Raw genomic sequence first — 16,337 nt, forward strand, 5'->3', positions numbered from 1 at the left:
ATGAACAACGCCGGGAACCACGCGGTCTGGTCCGGGAGCTGGGTCGCCGAGCGGCTCGGCATCGGACTCCGGGGCGACGCCGAACTGACCGACCTGCTCGGACTCGCCCTGCGCCGCAATCCCAAGCGGGCCCACCTGCTGGTGTCGAACGTGCTGGGCAAGCACGTGCCCCAGTCGCCGTCCGTCGTCTACGGCTACGGGGTCGCCCTCGGCCGCCGGGTGCGCGAGCTGCTCGGCCCGGAGCACGAGCGGGCCGTGGTCCTCGGCTACGCGGAGACCGCCACCGGCCTCGGCCACTCGGTCGCCGACGGACTGGGCGGCGCCCCGTACCTGCACTCCACCCGGCGCCCGGTCGAGGGGGTGGCGCGGGCGGGCGGCTTCGAGGAGTCCCACTCGCACGCGACCTCGCATCTGCTGCTGCCGCAGGACCCGGCCCTGCTGGCCGGTGACGGTCCGCTGGTGCTCGTCGACGACGAGTTCTCCACCGGCAACACCGTCCTCAACACCATCCGCGACCTCCACGACCGCTACCCGAGGAAGCGGTACGTGGTCGTCGCCCTGGTCGACATGCGCTCCCCGGCCGACCTGGGCCGTCTGACCGCCTTCGCCGGGGAGATCGGCGCCCGCGTCGACCTGGTGGCCGCCGCCTCCGGCACGGTCACCCTCCCGGAGGGGGTCCTGGAGAAGGGCCGCCGCCTGGTGGCGCAACACGAGAAGCCGATCCCCCCGGCCCCTGCCACAGCCCCGGCCACCGTCCGGAGCAGCCCCGGGACCGCGGTCCCGGACCGGACGGCCGGGCAGGACCGGAACGCCGCGAGCGGCCCGCAGGCCGGTTCCTGGTCCGACTCGCAGGCCGCGAGCGGCCCGCGGCCCGGTTCCGGGCCCGGCCGGCCGGACGCCGCCCCCGGCCGGATCCGGCGGGTCGCGCTCGGCTGGCCGCGCGGGCTGCCGGACGGCGGACGCCACGGGTTCACGCCCCGGCACCGGATCCGGCTGGAGAACGCGCTGCCCGCCATGGCCGCCCGGCTCGCCGAGGAACTCCCGGCGGACGCCCGGCGGGTCCTGGTGCTCGGCTTCGAGGAGCTGATGTACGCGCCGCTGCGGCTGGCCCGCGAGCTGGAACACGTGGTGGGCGCCGAGGTGCGGTACTCCACCACCACCCGCTCGCCCGTCCTCGCCGTCGACGACCCCGGCTACGCGATACGCAGCCGCATCGTCTTCCCCGCCCACGACGACCCCGCCGACGGCCCCGGCGAGCGCTACGCCTACAACGTCGCCGGAGCCGGTTTCGACGCCGTCGTCGCCGTCGTCGACTCGGTCGCCGACACACCCGCCCTGCACGCGCCCGGCGGCCTGCTGGCCGGGCTCGCCGAACACATCCCGCACGTCGTCCTCACGGTCGTACCGTCGTACGTCCCCGAGCCGCCGCGACCCGCCGCCCCCACCGCAGAAAGAACCCCCATGCTGCCCGAGCCCCTCCGCGGACCGGCCTTCTCCTCGTACCCGCCCGAAGAGGTCGGCTGGCTGCTCCAGGACCTCTCGGACGTCACGCTCGAGGCGCCCACCGAGGAGCGCGAGGAGGCGATCCAGAGCGGCGGCGCGCACTACGCGGAGTCGCTGCCGGTGGAGTACCAGCCCAGCGAGCAGTACCAGGCGCTGTTCCACACCGCCCTGGAGGAGTCCGCCGACCGGCTCGCCCACGCCGTCGGCGTCGTCACCGAGACCGTCCTCGCCGAACGGTCGCCCCGCCCGGTGCTGGTCTCGCTGGCCCGCGCCGGAACGCCCGTCGGGGTGCTGATGCGGCGCTGGGCGCAGTACCGGCACGGCCTCGACCTGCCGCACTACGCCGTGTCCATCGTGCGCGGCCGCGGCATCGACGCCAACGCGCTGCGCTGGCTCGCCGCCCACCACGACCCCCGGGACGTGGTGTTCGTCGACGGCTGGACCGGCAAGGGCGCCATCACCCGCGAACTCGCCCAGGCGATAGAGGAGTTCGAGGCGGCGGAAGGCATCAGCGGGTTCGACCCGGAGATCGCCGTGCTCGCCGACCCCGGCTCCTGCGTACGGACCTACGGAACCCGGGAGGACTACCTCATCCCCTCCGCCTGCCTCAACTCCACCGTCTCCGGCCTGATCTCCCGCACCGTGCTGCGCGCCGACCTCGTCGGTCCCGACGACTTCCACGGCGCGAAGTTCTACCGCGAACTCGCCGGGGCGGACGTCTCCACCGCCTTCCTCGACGCCGTCGCCGCCCGCTTCCCCGAGGCCGACGCCACCGTCGACGCGGCGGTCAAGGACCTCCTCGCCGCCGACCGCACCCCCACCTGGGAGGGCTGGGCGGCGGTCGAGCGCATCAGCGAGGAGTACGGCATCCACGACGTCAACCTGGTCAAGCCGGGCGTCGGCGAGACCACCCGGGTGCTGCTGCGCCGGGTGCCGTGGAAGATCCTCGCGCGGGCCGGGGCGGGCGCCGACCTGGCCCATGTCCGGCTGCTCGCCGAGCAGCGCGGCGTGCCCGTCGAGGAGGTCGGCGACCTGCCGTACACCTGCGTCGGACTGATCCACCCCAAGTACACGCGCGGCGCGACCGGCGCCGACGGCCGGGCGGTGAACCTCTGATGCCGGTGCTGGTGGCCAGCGACCTCGACCGCACGCTGATCTACTCCGCGGCGGCCCTCGCCCTGACCATGCCCGACCCGCGGGCGCCCCGGCTGCTGTGCGTGGAGGTCCACGAGAGCCGGCCGCTGTCCTTCATGACGGAGACCGCGGCCCAGCTGCTCACCGACCTCGGCGACGCCGCGGTGTTCGTGCCGACGACCACCCGCACCCGCAAGCAGTACCAGCGCATCAACCTGCCGGGCCCGGCACCGGCGTACGCGATCTGCGCGAACGGCGGTCATCTGCTCGTCGACGGGGTCACCGACGCGGACTGGCACCGGCAGGTCACCGGGCGGCTGGCGGACGAGTGCGCGCCGCTGGAGGAGGTACGGGCCCACCTGGAGACGTCCGCCGACCCGCTGTGGGTGCGCAAGCACCGCGTCGCCGAGGACCTGTTCGCCTACCTCGTGGTGGAGCGGGAGCTGCTGCCCGAGGAGTGGGTGAAGGAACTGGCCGGGTGGGCGGAACGGCGCGGCTGGACCGTCTCCCTCCAGGGCCGCAAGATCTACGCCGTCCCCAAGCCGCTCACCAAGAGCGCGGCCGTCCGTGAGGTCGCCCGCCGCACCGGCGCCGGACTCACCCTCGCCGCGGGCGACTCCCTCCTCGACGCCGACCTGCTGCTCGCCGCCGACCGAGGCTGGCGGCCGGGGCACGGGGAGCTGGCCGACGACGAGTGGACGGCACCGGCGATCACCGCCCTGCCGGAGCGGGGCGTGCTCGCGGGCGAGCGGATCCTGCGCGAGTTCCTCAAGGCCGCCCGGGCACCGAGGGCGTAGGACGGTGACGGCCGCGGAACCTGTCGGAGTCCTGTGGCCCCGGTCCGCCGGGGTCCTACGGCCCGGATCGTGCGTCAGCCGCCGCAGCACCCGCCGCCGCAGCAGCCGCCTCCGCCACCCGAAGGACGTACGGAAGCACCCGCGGTTGACGCGCCCCCGACGGATACCGATACCGTCGACAGAAGTCTCACCGTGTTCTCATGTCCGGCCGGGCAGTCGGCCGGAGCGGCGGACTCGGCCATGGGACGGCTCAGTTCGAACGTGTTGTCGCAGGTCCGGCAGCGATACTCATAGCGAGGCATGCGCTCAGGTTAACGGGCGTGACGATACTCACGGCCCCCTGCGTTTCTCATGTGTTCGTTTCTGTCCAGTTCCCATGAGGAGGAATTGAAAAGATCGCTGATAATTTTGTAACGCCGCGAGGGCCGCGAGGCGGCTGAGAAACGAGGGGGCTCGCAGCCGTTGACCACGGCAGCTGCGTCTACCCGCGCGAGCAACAGGAGTGCGGAGGGAGAACGCAGTCGTGAGCGAGACAGGACAGGGGGCGGGCGAGGACCGCCGCCGGTCCCGCGGTCGCCGTGCGGCGCCGAAGAGGTCCTGGTCCTGGTTCGACCGCCAGGAGACGGGCGCCGAGGGGAACGCGCCCGGAGCCGAGGCGGCTGCGGACGGCGAGACACCGGACACCCCCGGGGCGTCGGACACCCCCGGGACGGCCGACATACCGGGGACACCGGGCATACCCGAGGCGTCCGAGCCGCCCCAGCCGCCGGACGCCACCATGCAGTTGAAGGTGGACGACCTCCGCCGCTCGGTGGCCGCCACCGGCGGCGTGTCCGGCGACGGCGTGTCCGGCGACGGCGTGTCCGGCGGTACGGAAAACCCGGACATCACCTCCCAGGGGCCCGGAAAGGCCGCAGGAAAGAAAAAAGCCGGAAATCCGAAAACGCCGCAGACATCGCAGAAGCCGAAAACGCCGCAGACGCCCCGAGAGCCGGAATCGTCCGGTGCTCCCGACGCCACGATGCAGCTGAAGGTGGACGACCTCCGCCGCGCCGTGGACGCGCTGCGGCAGTCGAACGCCGGTGCGCGCCCCGACGAGACCATGCAGCTGCGCGCTCTCCCCCCGGAGGCGGCCGGCGGCAGGAACCGGAAGACGCCGCCCGGCGACGCGGACCCGAAGACACCCGGCGACCCGAACCGGCAGACGTCCGGAGCAACGGACGAAGAGGCCAAAACTCCCGCCGCCCCCGGCCGTCTCACCACCGCCGTCCGCGCCCGCCTCGCCCCCCTCACCGCGGCCCTCGCCCCGCTGGGCGCCCGCCTCGCGCCCCTCGGCGCCCGCCTCGCCCCGCTGACCGCGCGCCTGGCGCCGTACACGGCACGGGTCACCCCGTACCTGCGGCGCATGAAGCCGCAGTACCCGCGTCCCGGCCGTACCGGCTGGCAGCGCTGGATACCGTCCTGGCGGCAGTGGCTGGGCGGCGCGTTCTCCGGGTTCGGCCTGATCTTCCTGTTCCTGTTCGCCGCCTACGCCGCCACCGACATCCCGCAGAACCTCAACTCGTACGCCACACAGCAGGACAACGTCTTCTTCTGGTCCGACGGCACGCCCATGGCCCGCACCGGCTGGGTGCAGCGGCAGGCGATGCCGCTGAAGGACATCCCCGAGGACGTCCGCTGGGCGGTGCTCGCCGCCGAGAACGAGAGCTTCTACTCCGACCCCGGCATCTCCGTGAAGGGCCTCACCCGCGCCGTCTACCGCACGATCGGCCAGGGCGACACCGAGGGCGGCTCCACCATCACCCAGCAGTACGTCAAGAACGTCTACCTCACCCAGAACCAGACCGTCAGCCGCAAGTTCACCGAGGCGATGATCGCCCTCAAGCTCGACAACCGGATGAGCAAGGACCAGATCCTCGAGGGCTACCTGAACACCAGCTGGTTCGGCCGGGGCACCTACGGCATCCAGCGCGCCTCCCAGGCGTACTACGGCAAGGACGTCAGCAAGCTCAACGCCAGCCAGGCCGCGATGCTCGCCTCCCTGCTCAAGGGCGCCGGCCTGTACGACCCCACCCTCGGCAAGGCCAACCACGCCCGCGCCGTGGCCCGCTGGAGCTGGATCCTCGACCGCATGGTCAAGATCGGCAAGCTCTCCCCGGCCGAGCGGGCCAAGTTCAAGACGTTCCCCGAGCCGTTGAGGACCAACCCGCTCTACGAGACCGGCCAGCAGAGCGACTACCTGGTCGAACTGGCCATGCAGTACGCCAAGAAGTCCGCGCACATCTCCGACCGCGACTTCGACCTCGGCGGCTACCAGATCTACACGACGTTCGACCGCAAACGGGAGTCCGCGCTCACCGCCGCCGTCACCAAGGCCCGCAAGCAGGCCAGGAAGGACGACGCGGCCGCCGCCGAGACCGCGCACTACGGCGCCGCCTCGGTCACCGCCGACGGCAAGATCCTCGCCGTCTACGGCGGTCCCGACCACCGCACCCAGGGCTACAACGAGTCCAACGCCACCACGGTGCCCGCCGGTTCGGCCTTCCAGCCGTTCGTGTACGCGGCCGGACTCCAGTACGGCGTCACCAAGCAGCGCGACGAGAGCCGTCAGCAGATCACGCCCGAGACCGTCTACAACGGGGACGACGGCGTACCCGTCACCACACCCGAGGGCCCCTACTGGGACCGCAGCGGCAAAAAGGTCGCCGCCCACAACGACGACGGCAGGAACTGGGGCCAGATCAGCCTGCGCAACGCCCTCGCCCAGTCCGTGAACACGCCCTTCATGCAGCTAGGCATGGACACCGGCCTGGACAAGGTGAAGAAGACCGCCATCGACTCCGGGCTGCTGTCCTCCAGCATGGGCCCGCAGGTGCCCGCCCTGACCCTCGGCACCGCCACGCCCAGCGCCATCCGCATGGCCAACGGCTACGGCACCTTCGCCGCCGAGGGCCTGCACACGGAGCCGTACTCGGTGAGCCGCATCACCCGCAACGGCGCCGGGGTGCCGCTGGACACGCCGAAACCGGAACGGGCGGTCAGCGCGAAGGTCGCCGAGGACGTGGAGGCGGCCCTCGCCGACTCCTTCCAGCTCGCCCACCCCACCGGTGCCCCCGCCTCGGGCACCGTGGCCGGCAAGGCGGGCACCACCGAGGACGACAAGGCCTCCTGGTACGTCGGCACCGCCGAGTCCGTGTCCACGGCCGTCGTGGTCTACCGCATCGACCTCGCCAAGAGCCTCGAACCGCTGGAACTCAAGGGGATCGCCGGTACCCCGCCGGACAGCGTGCCCTACGGCATCTGGTCCCAGGCGCTGAGCCCGCCCGGCTGACCGGAGGCCGAGGCATCCGCTCCCGACCCGCACCCCGCACCCTCTCGAAGTGAGCCGCGTATGAAGCCGACCTCCAGTCGCCGCCGCAGGGCCAAGCCGCGCAACCGCGCCGCGCGGCCGGGCTTCCTGACCCTGGCGCTCCTCCTCGTCCTCGCGTCGACGGCGACGGGCTACCTGGTGCTGACCCGCCAGGACAGCACCGCGCCGACCGCGTCCGCCGGCAAGGACAAGGCGGTGACCAAGTCGAGCGCGGAGCCCGCGTGGGACGGCAGGACGAAGGTGCTGGGGGACGGTTCCACCTCGTACACCGGACCCCAGAAGGGGGAGCTGAAGGCCGAGCCGCTCAAGCCGGGCGAGAAGCCGCCCCAGTTCGTGGTGTTCTCCTGGGACGGCGCCCTGGAGGGCAGCGACCATCTCTTCTCGCACTACCGGGAGCTGGCCAAGGAGTACAACGCCCACATGACCTTCTTCCTCACGGGCATCTATCTGCTGCCCAAGGACAAGAAGGACCTCTACACGGGCCCCCAGCACTCGCCGGGCGACGCCGCGATCGACTACGCCACCGACGAGCACATCCGCACCACCCTGGAGCAGCTGCGCGAGGCGTACGACCAGGGCAACGAGATCGGCACCCACTTCAACGGCCACTTCTGCGGCGCCAAGGGCGGCGGCGACTGGAGCGTCGACGAGTGGAAGAGCGAGATCGACCAGTTCTTCGACTTCGTGGAGAACTGGAAGACCAACACCGGTTTCACGGACATCCCGGCGCTGCCCTTCGACTTCAAGAAGGAGGTCACCGGCGGCCGGGCACCCTGCCTGGAGGGCCAGGCGAACCTGCTGAAGGCCATCAAGAGCTACGGCTGGCGCTACGACGCCAGCTCCGCCGGCGACTTCCAGATATGGCCCACGAAGAAGAACGGCATCTGGGACTTCCCGCTCGAGATGCTCCCGTACGAGGGCGGCAAGTACCAGGGCCTCTCGATGGACTTCAACTTCCTCTACAACCAGTCCGACGGCGAGACCGACGGCGACCCGGCCAAGTACACGGAGTGGGAGCAGCAGACCGTCGCCACGTACATGAACGGCTTCAACCGGGTCTACTACGGCAGCCGCGCCCCGCTGTTCATCGGCAACCACTTCGAGAACTGGAACGGCGGCATCTACATGAAGTCGATCGACCAGGTCATCAAGAACGTGTGCACCAAGAAGGGCGTCAAGTGCGTGTCCTTCAAGGAGCTGGCCGACTGGATGGACGTGCAGAAGCCGGAGACGCTCCAGCGGCTGCGGGGCCTGGACCCGGCGCAGTCGCCGGACTGGTCGACGGTCGTCAAGTGATCTCGCGGCGGTGGACGGCGTCCTCTGAACCGCCGGCACCGTCCGCGTCCGGATGGCGGTGCCGCCAGTAGGGGTTGTCGTGCGGCAGGGTCCCGCTGACCCTGCCGTACATCCCGAAGAACATCAGCAGGATGCCCACCACGAAGCTGAACAGCACGTTCTGGATCTTGAACGCCAGGACGTTGTTGTCGGTGTTCAGCAGCGCCAGGTTGAGGAAGCCGCTGGCGACGAACAGCACGCCGAGGCCCATGTTCAGCGTGGACGCGAAGTTCCCGCCCATCACCATGCCGACCAGGAGCAGCAGCCCCACGCCGATCGACAGCCAGCTCAGCGCGCCGTTGGTGTTCAGACCGGCGACGGTGTCCCCTCCGGTGTCGAAGAAGCCGACGTGGTCGATGACGCCGAGGATCCCGAAGACGATCAGCACCACGCCCATCAGACCGGCGCCGAACCGGTAGAACGTGCTGAGCCGGTGATCGACGGGGAGGTGCTCGTCGAGCCGGAGCCCGGAGGACGTGCCGTGCGGCGACCGGTCCGACCGGTGTGTCCGCCGCGGAGCCGCGTGCGAGGCCATGTCCGCCTCCCTGTGCCTGGTGTGTGGCGGAGGGTCTGCGTATGTCCCCAATATCCGCCTGCCGCACCCGCCGGGCAACACCGGCGGGCATGTCCGGACGGCCGGGAGGCACGGTGGCGGGTGCGGTGGGCCCGACGGCTCAGCGGCGGACCGCGGTGGTGCCGCCGCCGCGCTCCTCGCGGATCCGCGCGACCACTCCGGCCACCGTCCGCCGTACGTCCTCGGTCTCCGTGAGGAAGTGCCAGTAGTCGGGGTGGTGGCCGTGCAGCGCGGCGACGGCGCGGTCCAGCCGGGCCACCGACTCGTCCAGCGGGCGGGCGTGGCGCGGGTCGGGGGTGCTGCGGCCGGTCATCGCCAGCCGCTGGGCGTCCCGGATGGCGAAGCGGGTGCGGTCGATCTCCTGCTGCGGGTCCTTCTGGACTGCGTTCAGCCGCCGCAGCCGGTCACCGGCGGCCGACACGGCCTCGTCGGTGGTGTTGAGCAGCGCCCGCACGGTGGACAGCAGGGCGGTGGCGTCCGCCCAGCGCTGGGCGTCCCGGGCCGCCTGCGCCTCGGTGAGCTTCCGCTCGGCCTGCCGTACGTTCTCGGCGGCCAGCTCCGGGACCCGCTGGAGGTCCTGCCAACAGGCCGCCGTGAAGCGCCGCCGCAGCTCGCTGAGGACCGGGTCCACCTGCCCGGCGCGGGTCGTCAGCGCCTGGGCGCGGGTACGCAGCGACACCAGCCGGTGGTCGGTCTCGGCGGCCTTCTCCGGCAGCCGCTCCGCCTCGGCCCGGATCGCCTCGGCCTCCCGCGCCACCCGCTCGGCGCGCTCCAGGGTGGCCTGCACACCGTGCTGTCCCGCGCCCTGGTTCAGCCGGGTCAGCTCGGGGGCGAGGGCGGCCAGCCGGGCGGCGAGGCCGTCGGCCGTCAGCCCCGTCTGCCGTACGGCGTCCAGGGCGGTCGTGGCGCCCAGCAGGGACTGACGGGCCCGCTCGACGGCGGGCGCGACCCTGGCGAGCTGGGTCTCGGCCTTGCCGAGCAGCGGCCCCAGACCGCTGCCGAAACGGTCCAGCTCCGCCTTGACGCGGACCAGTTCCTCCTTGGCGGCGGTCAGCTCCGCCCTCGCACGGGAGGCGGCGGAGGCCTCCAGGTCGTCCCGGTCGAGGTCATGGGCGTCGATGGCCTCGATGTAGCGGTTGCTGACCTCGTCGATCCGGCGGCCCAGCGCGGCGAAGTCGGAGACGGCACGGCGGGCCGCCGGGGTGTCGTCGACGGCGGTGATCGTCTCTATCGAGATCCGCAGATCGCGCTGGGCGGTGTCGAGTTCGTAGAACGCGGCGGCCGCGGCGTCCTTCGCGGCCTGCGCCTCGGCCCGCTGGCTCTCCGCCCGGCCGCCGAACCAGCGCCGGGTGCCGCCGCCGGTGTACGCGGCGGGCGTGACGACGACGGCCAGGACGGCCACCGCGGGCAGGGTGAGCAGCGTGAGGAGGTCACGGACCGGGCCGGAGGTCCCTCGGGGCGTCGCCGTCACATCCCTCTCCCGTGCGTTGTCCGCTGTCCACTGGGTGTCATTCTCCCACCCGGGAAGGACGAACACATGGGCCGGTCGGTTCGCACGGAACGCATCCGGGGACATCCCGGGTCCGCCGGGTCACGGCGGCTCCGGACACGCGTTTGCCGAGCAGTGCCTTCGGCCATGTAGGCTGTCGATTCGTTCTGGGGTGCGTAGCTCAGGGGTAGAGCGCCTGCCTTACAAGCAGGATGTCGGCGGTTCGAAACCGTCCGCGCCCACTCGGACACCCAGGGACCCCGGCCGCTCAGCGGGCCGGGGTTCCGGCGTCCCCGCACCGTTTCCCCTCTTCTCCTACTCCTCCTCCGGCGCCGTCGGCGCCTCGTGGCGGACGTGCTTGAGGCCCGCGCGGGCGCTCACACGGTCGGCGCCGGTGAACTGCTCCCAGTGGCGGTGGGTGGTGACGAACACCGCCAACTCGTGTTCCCGCCGGCGCAGTTTCTCCACCTCGGCCTGCTCGTCCGGTGTCCAGCCCGGCGAGGCGGGGCGCTCCACCTTGCGCCAGCCGTGGTCGTCGCTGAAGCCGTCCAGCGGTTCCACCGACCAGGGCAGCCGCTTCAGCAGGACCGACAGCTCGGCCCTCACCTGATGCAACTCCTCCTGGGCGGTGAGCAGATCACTCGGGAAGTCATGGCTCGCACCCACAGTGCAATAGTACTCCTGTTCGATTTTGTGGGGCGAGCGACTTCGGGGAGCTTCACTCGAACGAGCGTACGAGAAACCCTGGCGGCCGGAGGCGGGGCGGGCGAGACTGGGGGGCATGTGCCGGAGCATCAAGACACTGCGCCCCCCTGTCATCGAGGACGAGGCCACGGAGGACGAGATCCGCGCGGCGGCCTTGCAGTACGTCCGCAAGATCTCGGGCTTCCGCGCCCCCGCCGCCCACAACCGTGAGGTGTTCGACGCGGCGGTGGACGCGGTGGCGGCGGCCACGGCGGCCCTGCTCGGCGGCCTGGAGATACGCGGCGGCGCGGCGCGCGGCGCCGGGTAGGGAACGGGGAGGGGCGGTCTACGCCGCCGGGTCCTTGCGCATGAGGTACGCCGCCCCGGCGCCCGCGCCGAACAGCGCCAGCAGGGACACGCCCGAGGCGAGCCACGAAGCGCCGAGCCACTGGGCGCCGAAGTAGCCGAGCGCCACGCTGTAGGCGGCCCAGGCGATCCCGGCGAGGGCGGACCAGGGCAGGAACTCCCGGACCCGCCGGTGGGCGGCGCCCGCGCCGAGGGACACGATCGAACGGCCGGCCGGGGCGAACCTGGCTATGACCACCAGGACACCGCCGCCGCCCGCCAGCGCGTGGCCGAGCCGCTCCTGCGCGGAACTCAGCCGCCGGGAGCGGGCTATCGCCCGGTCCAGTCGCTCGCCGCCCCGCCAGGCCACCCGGTAGGCGGCGAAGTCGCCCAGTACCGAGGCGGTGGCGGCGGAGAGGATCAGCACCAGGATGTCGGGCGCGTGGCCCGCCGCCGTGCCCGCGGCCGCCGCGGTGGCCGCCGCGATGACGAGCACACCGCTCGGCAGGACGGGAAGGAACACGTCGAGGAGCACGGACAGGGCCACCGTGGCATAGATCCAGGGACTGTCGGCCAATGCCCCGACACTTTCGAACAACACAACTCCCGTTTCCCCCGTGGACCGGCCGTGCCGCCGTGAAGGGGCGGCTGGTCGGGCCGGTAACAGCGACACAGCCTACGCCGTGGGTGTGACAGAAGGGTCACAAGAGGCTTGTGTGTTCGGCACTTTATCGACTTGTACACCAAAAGACTGCCCGGAGGGCGCCCCGGGCCGCCCTGCGGGCAGTCCGGAGCGCCCTCCGGGCGCGGTTCACGCGGCTGCGTCAGCAGCCGGCGAGGTAACCCTGCAACGCGGTCTTCTCGGCCGAGTCGACGGAGAGGTCGTAGTAGTACTTCACCTGCACCCAGGCGCGTACGTAGGTGCACCGGTACGAGGTGAGCGACGGCATCCACTCGGCCGGGTCCTTGTCGCCCTTGGACTGGTTCACGTTGTCCGTGACGGCGAGCAGTTGGGGCCGGGTGACGTCGTTGGCGAACGCCTGGCGCTGGGCGGTGGTCCAGCCGCTGGCGCCGGAGTCCCAGGCCTCGGCGAGCGGGACGAGGTGGTCGATGTCGACGTCGGAGGCGGCGGTCCAGGTGGCGCCGTCGTAGGGGGAGTACCAGCTGCCGCTGGTGGCGGCGCAGGCGGAGTCGGTGACGACGTTCGTGCCGTCCCGCTTGAGGATGTACTCACGGGTGTTGCAGGTGCCGCTGATGGTGATCCAGGTCGGGAACAGGTCGCGGCTGTACCCGGTGCGGTCCTCGGTCGCCACGGTGAGCGAGGCGAGGTAGGTGCGTGCGGTGGCGGCGCTGACCGGCGTGGGAAGGGCCGCGGAGGCGCTCGGGGAGTTGAAGAGTGCGGCGGAGGCAATGATTCCGGTGAGGGTCGCGACTATGCCGAGGCGTCGACGCGCGTAGAACTTGGCCATGCGGACTCCCTTGTGAAGTGGGGGTGTCGGAGTGCGGGCAGGGGAATGCTCGCGACTCCGTGTTGCCGGGAGGTGTGCGTTCGGTAAGACCGTAGTGACGCGTGCATGACACGACAAGGCGCACGGCGGTATACGTGGTGGGCTCCGGGCGGATCAGGGGCGACCGGTGCGCTTATGCGGCCTTTCGGGGGCATTCACGCACCCCGGGGTATTTTCGGACCGGAATTCTGCCTCGTGCGCCCGTCCCGTAGCATGGGGCGCGCAGAAGGGGAGTAGCCCTGTGCCGGACCGTCGACATACTGCTCAGCTCGCTGAGCCGGCGCCCGGAGGCGGACCACCGCGCGTGGTCGGCCGGCGAGACCTTCGGCAAGCAGTGCACGCCTGTGCCGTACGGCGCGGGCGACCCAGTGCGCTGCCGTGCCGAGGTGTCGCCTCACCGCGTACAGCACTCTCGGCGGGGCGGCCCCGACCGATTGAGGAATCTTGATCAGCATCACCATCGCGGCGGTCACCTTCGGCGTGATCTTCCTCGCCGAACTGCCGGACAAGACCGCGCTGGCCGGCCTCGTACTCGGCACGCGTTACCGGGCGTCGTACGTCTTCGCCGGCGTCGCCGCCGCGTTCGTTCTGCATGTCACGCTCGCCGTCGCGGCGGGCAGTGTGCTGACGCTGCTGCCCGGGCGGCTGGTGAGCGCCCTGACCGGGGTGCTCTTCCTGGGCGGCGCGGCGATGCTCCTGCTGAGCAAGGGCGACGACGACGAGGAGATCCGCAAGCCGGCGGACCAGTCGTTCTGGAAGGTCGCCGGGACGGGATTCATGCTCATCCTCGTCGCGGAGTTCGGTGACCTGACGCAGATCATGACGGCCAACCTGGCCGCGCACTACCACAACCCGCTCTCTGTGGGCCTCGGCGCGGTGCTGGCGCTGTGGGCGGTGGCGGCGCTCGGGATCGTCGGCGGCAGCGCGCTGATGCGGCGGGTGCCGCTGAAGCTGGTCACCCGGATCGCGGCGGTGGTCATGCTGGCCCTGGGCGTCTGGAGCCTCTGGGAGGCGGTGGCCGGCTGAGCCGGCGGGGCCGGCCGCGTCGGCCGCGTGCGGCTGGGCGTCCCGGGTGTCGAGCCGAACATCCGGTGAACGGGCGCCGGTCGCGGTGGCGATATCCCCGGCGATTTTGTATCGTAGAGAAACAAAGTGGCTCCCGCCCGCTTCCCCTGACCGGCGGGCGGGGCACTTTGCCCCTCCGGGGCACCACCGGCGCCCCGCGTCCGCCCGCTCCGCCTGCTCCCGGGAACTGCCGATGACGCCGCCGCACGCCACCCCTCTCGTCCTCACCGCCCGTGCCCTCCTGCTCGACATGGACGGCACGCTGGTGAACTCCGACGCCGTGGTGGAGCGCATCTGGCGGCAGTGGGCCGACCGGCACGGCCTGGACGGCGACGAGGTCATGAAGGTCGTGCACGGACGCCAGGGCCATGCCTCGATGGCACTCCTGCTGCCCGGCCGCCCCGTGGAGCAGAACCACGCCGACAACGCCCGGATGCTCGCGGCCGAGACCGCCGACACCGACGGCGTCGTCGCGATCAAGGGCGCACCGGAGTTCATGGCCGCCCTGCGGGATTTGCCGCACGCGCTGGTGACCTCGGCCGACGTCGCCCTCTCCGGCGCGCGGATGGCCGCCGCCGGGCTGCCCATGCCCGCGGTGCGCATCACCGCCGAATCCGTCGGCGCGAGCAAGCCCGACCCGGAGGGCTTCCTCAAGGGCGCCGCCGAACTGGGTGTCGCGCCGGGGGACTGCGTGGTCTTCGAGGACTCCGGCGCGGGCATCGCGGCGGGCCGCGCCGCCGGGATGCGCGTGATCGGCGTCGGCCCCAGGGCCGGCTTCCACCACCCGGACGCGGTGGTCCGCGACCTGCGCGAGGTCCGCGTGGAACCACTGACGGACGGGACGCTGCGCCTGCACATCGGCTGACGGGACGCCCCCGCCGGCCCGCTTGCCGCGCCCCCCGGGTCCGCCGCTGCCGGTCCCCCGCCGGGTCCCCTGTCGCCGGTCCCCCGCGGGGGCTGCTGCCACCGGTCCGTGGCCGCCGAACCTGTCCCTGCCGGACCCGTCGTCGCCGGGCCCGCACCCGCCGGGCCTGTCCCCGCCAAGCCTGTCCCTGCCGGGCCTGTCGTCGCCAAGCCTGTCTCTGCCGGGACCCGTCCTCGCCGGGTCCGCACCCGCCAAGCCTGTCTCTGCCGGACCCGCCCCGCCGAGCCCGTCCCCGCCAAGCCTGTCTCTGCCGGACCCGCCCCGCCGAGCCCGTCCCCGCCAAGCCCGTCCCCGCCGGGCCCGCCCGGAAGGGGCAGGGCCCAACGGCGGCCGAGCCCCCCCCGCAGGGGTTACGGCTGGGACGTCTCGCGTTCCAGGGCCGCTCGGGTCTCCGCGCCGTAGACGCCCTTCGGGTCCTTGCCGAGGCCGCGTGTCCACTGGTAGGCGCTGACCGAGTCCTCCAGCCGCCTGTCGAAGTCGCCGTCCGCGGTGCCCGCGAAGAGGTACAACTGCTTGAGGCGGAGCTGGAGTTCCACGACCTCGGAGCCGCTGTCGCCGCGCCGCAGCACCGGCCCGGTGGCGTCACCCGACGACGGCTGAGCGGACGCCGGGGCAGCCGTGGCCGAAGCCGACGGGCTCGGCGTGCCCGATGCCGGTGCCGAAGCCGACGCGGAGGCCGATTCCGACGCCGAGGCCGACGGCGACGCCGACTCCGACGCGCTCGGCGACGCACCGGCGCTCCGGCTCGCCGAGGCCGACGCGGACGCGTCCGGCGACACCGAGACCGGCCCCGACACGGACGCCGACGCCACCGGCACGCCCGCCCGTACGTCTCCGGCGTCCGATCCGTCCCGCGACGGCGAGTCGTAGGAGAACACCCCGCTCGCGAACGCCGCCCCGGCGATCACCACGACCACGGCCGCCGCCGAGCCCACCAGCAGCGCGGTACGGCGCGAGCGGCGCGGCGGCACACCGGTGTCGTCACCGGCGTCGGTGCCGGCTTCGGCCCGGGCCGGCAGGTCCTCGGGGGCGGGGCCGGTGGCGGGCCCGGCGGGGGCCTCCGCGTCGAACAGGCCCACGCTGTCCGCGTCCGGCGCGTCCGGCGCGTCCGGCGCGTCCGGCACGGGCGGCGCCACCCTGCGCAGCGTCATCGTCGCGTCCGGCGCGGGCGGTGCGGGCGGCGCCAGGGGTGCGGTCACCTCCGTGGCGGCCTCCGCCGTGCCCTCCAGCTCCACGTAGGGGCGGATCCGCAGCGGGTCGAAGTCCTCCGCCGCGGCGGCCTCAGCCGTACGCGTGTCCCGCAGGGTCTCGGCCGCCCGTTCGGCGCAGGAGCAGGAGGGGGAGTTGCCCGCTCCCCGGGGCGCACCGCATTCCGGGCACGGATGGCCCGTCGTTTCCGGCATGTGTTCGTCCATGTGTTCGTCGATCGCCTCGCGAACTCCAGAGATTATGCAGATCTCCTCCACATACGCTCGTCAGCCCCCGGAATCTCGCATTCCGCGGGGAGTCCGAGCCGTCACCAAGGGGACTCGGGAGGCCATAACCGCCTATAGCGATCACGATGGATTCGACGGATTCGACGCAGGCGACGGACGCGCCGGGTCGTCA

The 16,337-nt window shown here is 72.3% G+C and carries 14 protein-coding genes and 1 tRNA gene; 8 read left to right on the plus strand and 7 right to left on the minus strand.

Annotated features, from left to right (window positions below):
• Both ABZ862_RS12740 and ABZ862_RS12745 read left to right on the plus strand, forming a co-directional pair.
• A complete protein-coding gene (locus ABZ862_RS12740; RefSeq protein ID WP_360956331.1) occupies window positions 1-2,619 on the plus strand; it encodes a phosphoribosyltransferase in 2,619 nt (872 codons plus the stop codon).
• Window positions 2,619-3,434 (plus strand): HAD family hydrolase, encoded by an 816-nt coding sequence (locus ABZ862_RS12745; RefSeq protein ID WP_360956333.1) that lies wholly within the window; start codon window positions 2,619-2,621, stop codon window positions 3,432-3,434. Before ABZ862_RS12740 ends, ABZ862_RS12745 begins: the two co-directional genes overlap by 1 nt.
• A gap of 74 nt (window positions 3,435-3,508) precedes the next feature.
• On the opposite strand, the gene ABZ862_RS12750 is transcribed toward ABZ862_RS12745, so the two are convergent.
• The gene (locus tag ABZ862_RS12750; RefSeq protein ID WP_360956335.1) at window positions 3,509-3,736 is read right to left on the minus strand and encodes a zinc ribbon domain-containing protein; all 228 of its coding nucleotides are present in this window, start codon (window positions 3,734-3,736) and stop codon (window positions 3,509-3,511) included.
• A gap of 719 nt (window positions 3,737-4,455) precedes the next feature.
• Here ABZ862_RS12750 and ABZ862_RS12755 point away from each other — a divergent pair.
• Window positions 4,456-6,765 carry a transglycosylase domain-containing protein gene (locus ABZ862_RS12755; protein ID WP_360956666.1) on the plus strand — a complete coding sequence of 770 codons (2,310 nt, stop codon included), beginning with the start codon at window positions 4,456-4,458 and terminating at the stop codon, window positions 6,763-6,765.
• A gap of 60 nt (window positions 6,766-6,825) precedes the next feature.
• Complete coding sequence (locus ABZ862_RS12760; RefSeq protein ID WP_360956337.1) at window positions 6,826-8,100, plus strand: hypothetical protein; 1,275 nt, start codon at window positions 6,826-6,828, stop codon at window positions 8,098-8,100.
• Here the strand turns inward: ABZ862_RS12760 and ABZ862_RS12765 are convergent.
• Window positions 8,093-8,674: a DUF4383 domain-containing protein gene (locus tag ABZ862_RS12765; protein WP_360956339.1), complete on the minus strand. Its 582-nt coding sequence runs from the start codon at window positions 8,672-8,674 to the stop codon at window positions 8,093-8,095. The two genes, ABZ862_RS12760 and ABZ862_RS12765, sit on opposite strands and share 8 nt — an antisense overlap.
• 139 nt (window positions 8,675-8,813) lie before the next feature.
• Window positions 8,814-10,184, minus strand: coding sequence for a hypothetical protein (locus ABZ862_RS12770; RefSeq protein WP_360956341.1), 1,371 nt, complete (start codon window positions 10,182-10,184; stop codon window positions 8,814-8,816).
• Between the two features lie 188 nt (window positions 10,185-10,372).
• Here ABZ862_RS12770 and ABZ862_RS12775 point away from each other — a divergent pair.
• Window positions 10,373-10,444 (plus strand) — tRNA-Val (locus ABZ862_RS12775).
• A gap of 73 nt (window positions 10,445-10,517) precedes the next feature.
• Here ABZ862_RS12775 and ABZ862_RS12780 read toward each other — a convergent pair.
• Window positions 10,518-10,868: a hypothetical protein gene (locus tag ABZ862_RS12780; RefSeq protein ID WP_360956343.1), complete on the minus strand. Its 351-nt coding sequence runs from the start codon at window positions 10,866-10,868 to the stop codon at window positions 10,518-10,520.
• A 115-nt stretch (window positions 10,869-10,983) separates the two neighbouring features.
• Here ABZ862_RS12780 and ABZ862_RS12785 point away from each other — a divergent pair, with 115 nt between their 5' ends.
• Window positions 10,984-11,214, plus strand: a complete 231-nt coding sequence (locus tag ABZ862_RS12785) for a DUF2277 domain-containing protein (RefSeq protein WP_360956345.1) — start codon at window positions 10,984-10,986, stop codon at window positions 11,212-11,214.
• 18 nt (window positions 11,215-11,232) lie between these two features.
• Here ABZ862_RS12785 and ABZ862_RS12790 read toward each other — a convergent pair whose 3' ends face one another.
• Both ABZ862_RS12790 and ABZ862_RS12795 read right to left on the minus strand, forming a co-directional pair.
• Window positions 11,233-11,829 (minus strand): VTT domain-containing protein, encoded by a 597-nt coding sequence (locus ABZ862_RS12790; protein WP_360956347.1) that lies wholly within the window; start codon window positions 11,827-11,829, stop codon window positions 11,233-11,235.
• Between the two features lie 226 nt (window positions 11,830-12,055).
• Complete coding sequence (locus ABZ862_RS12795) at window positions 12,056-12,700, minus strand: HNH endonuclease family protein (protein WP_360956349.1); 645 nt, start codon at window positions 12,698-12,700, stop codon at window positions 12,056-12,058.
• 483 nt (window positions 12,701-13,183) lie between these two features.
• Between ABZ862_RS12795 and ABZ862_RS12800 the strand changes: the two genes are divergently transcribed.
• Window positions 13,184-13,765, plus strand: a complete 582-nt coding sequence (locus tag ABZ862_RS12800; protein ID WP_360956351.1) for a TMEM165/GDT1 family protein — start codon at window positions 13,184-13,186, stop codon at window positions 13,763-13,765.
• A 232-nt stretch (window positions 13,766-13,997) separates the two neighbouring features.
• Window positions 13,998-14,669, plus strand: a complete 672-nt coding sequence (locus ABZ862_RS12805) for an HAD-IA family hydrolase (RefSeq protein ID WP_360956353.1) — start codon at window positions 13,998-14,000, stop codon at window positions 14,667-14,669.
• A gap of 410 nt (window positions 14,670-15,079) precedes the next feature.
• On the opposite strand, the gene ABZ862_RS12810 is transcribed toward ABZ862_RS12805, so the two are convergent.
• Entirely contained in the window at window positions 15,080-16,132 is a 1,053-nt protein-coding gene (locus tag ABZ862_RS12810) for a peptidoglycan-binding domain-containing protein (protein WP_360956355.1), read from the minus strand.
• Window positions 16,133-16,337 lie beyond the last annotated feature (205 nt).

Origin of the sequence: Streptomyces sp. NPDC047000 (genome assembly GCF_040644295.1) — a bacterium.
Classification (GTDB): domain Bacteria; phylum Actinomycetota; class Actinomycetes; order Streptomycetales; family Streptomycetaceae; genus Streptomyces.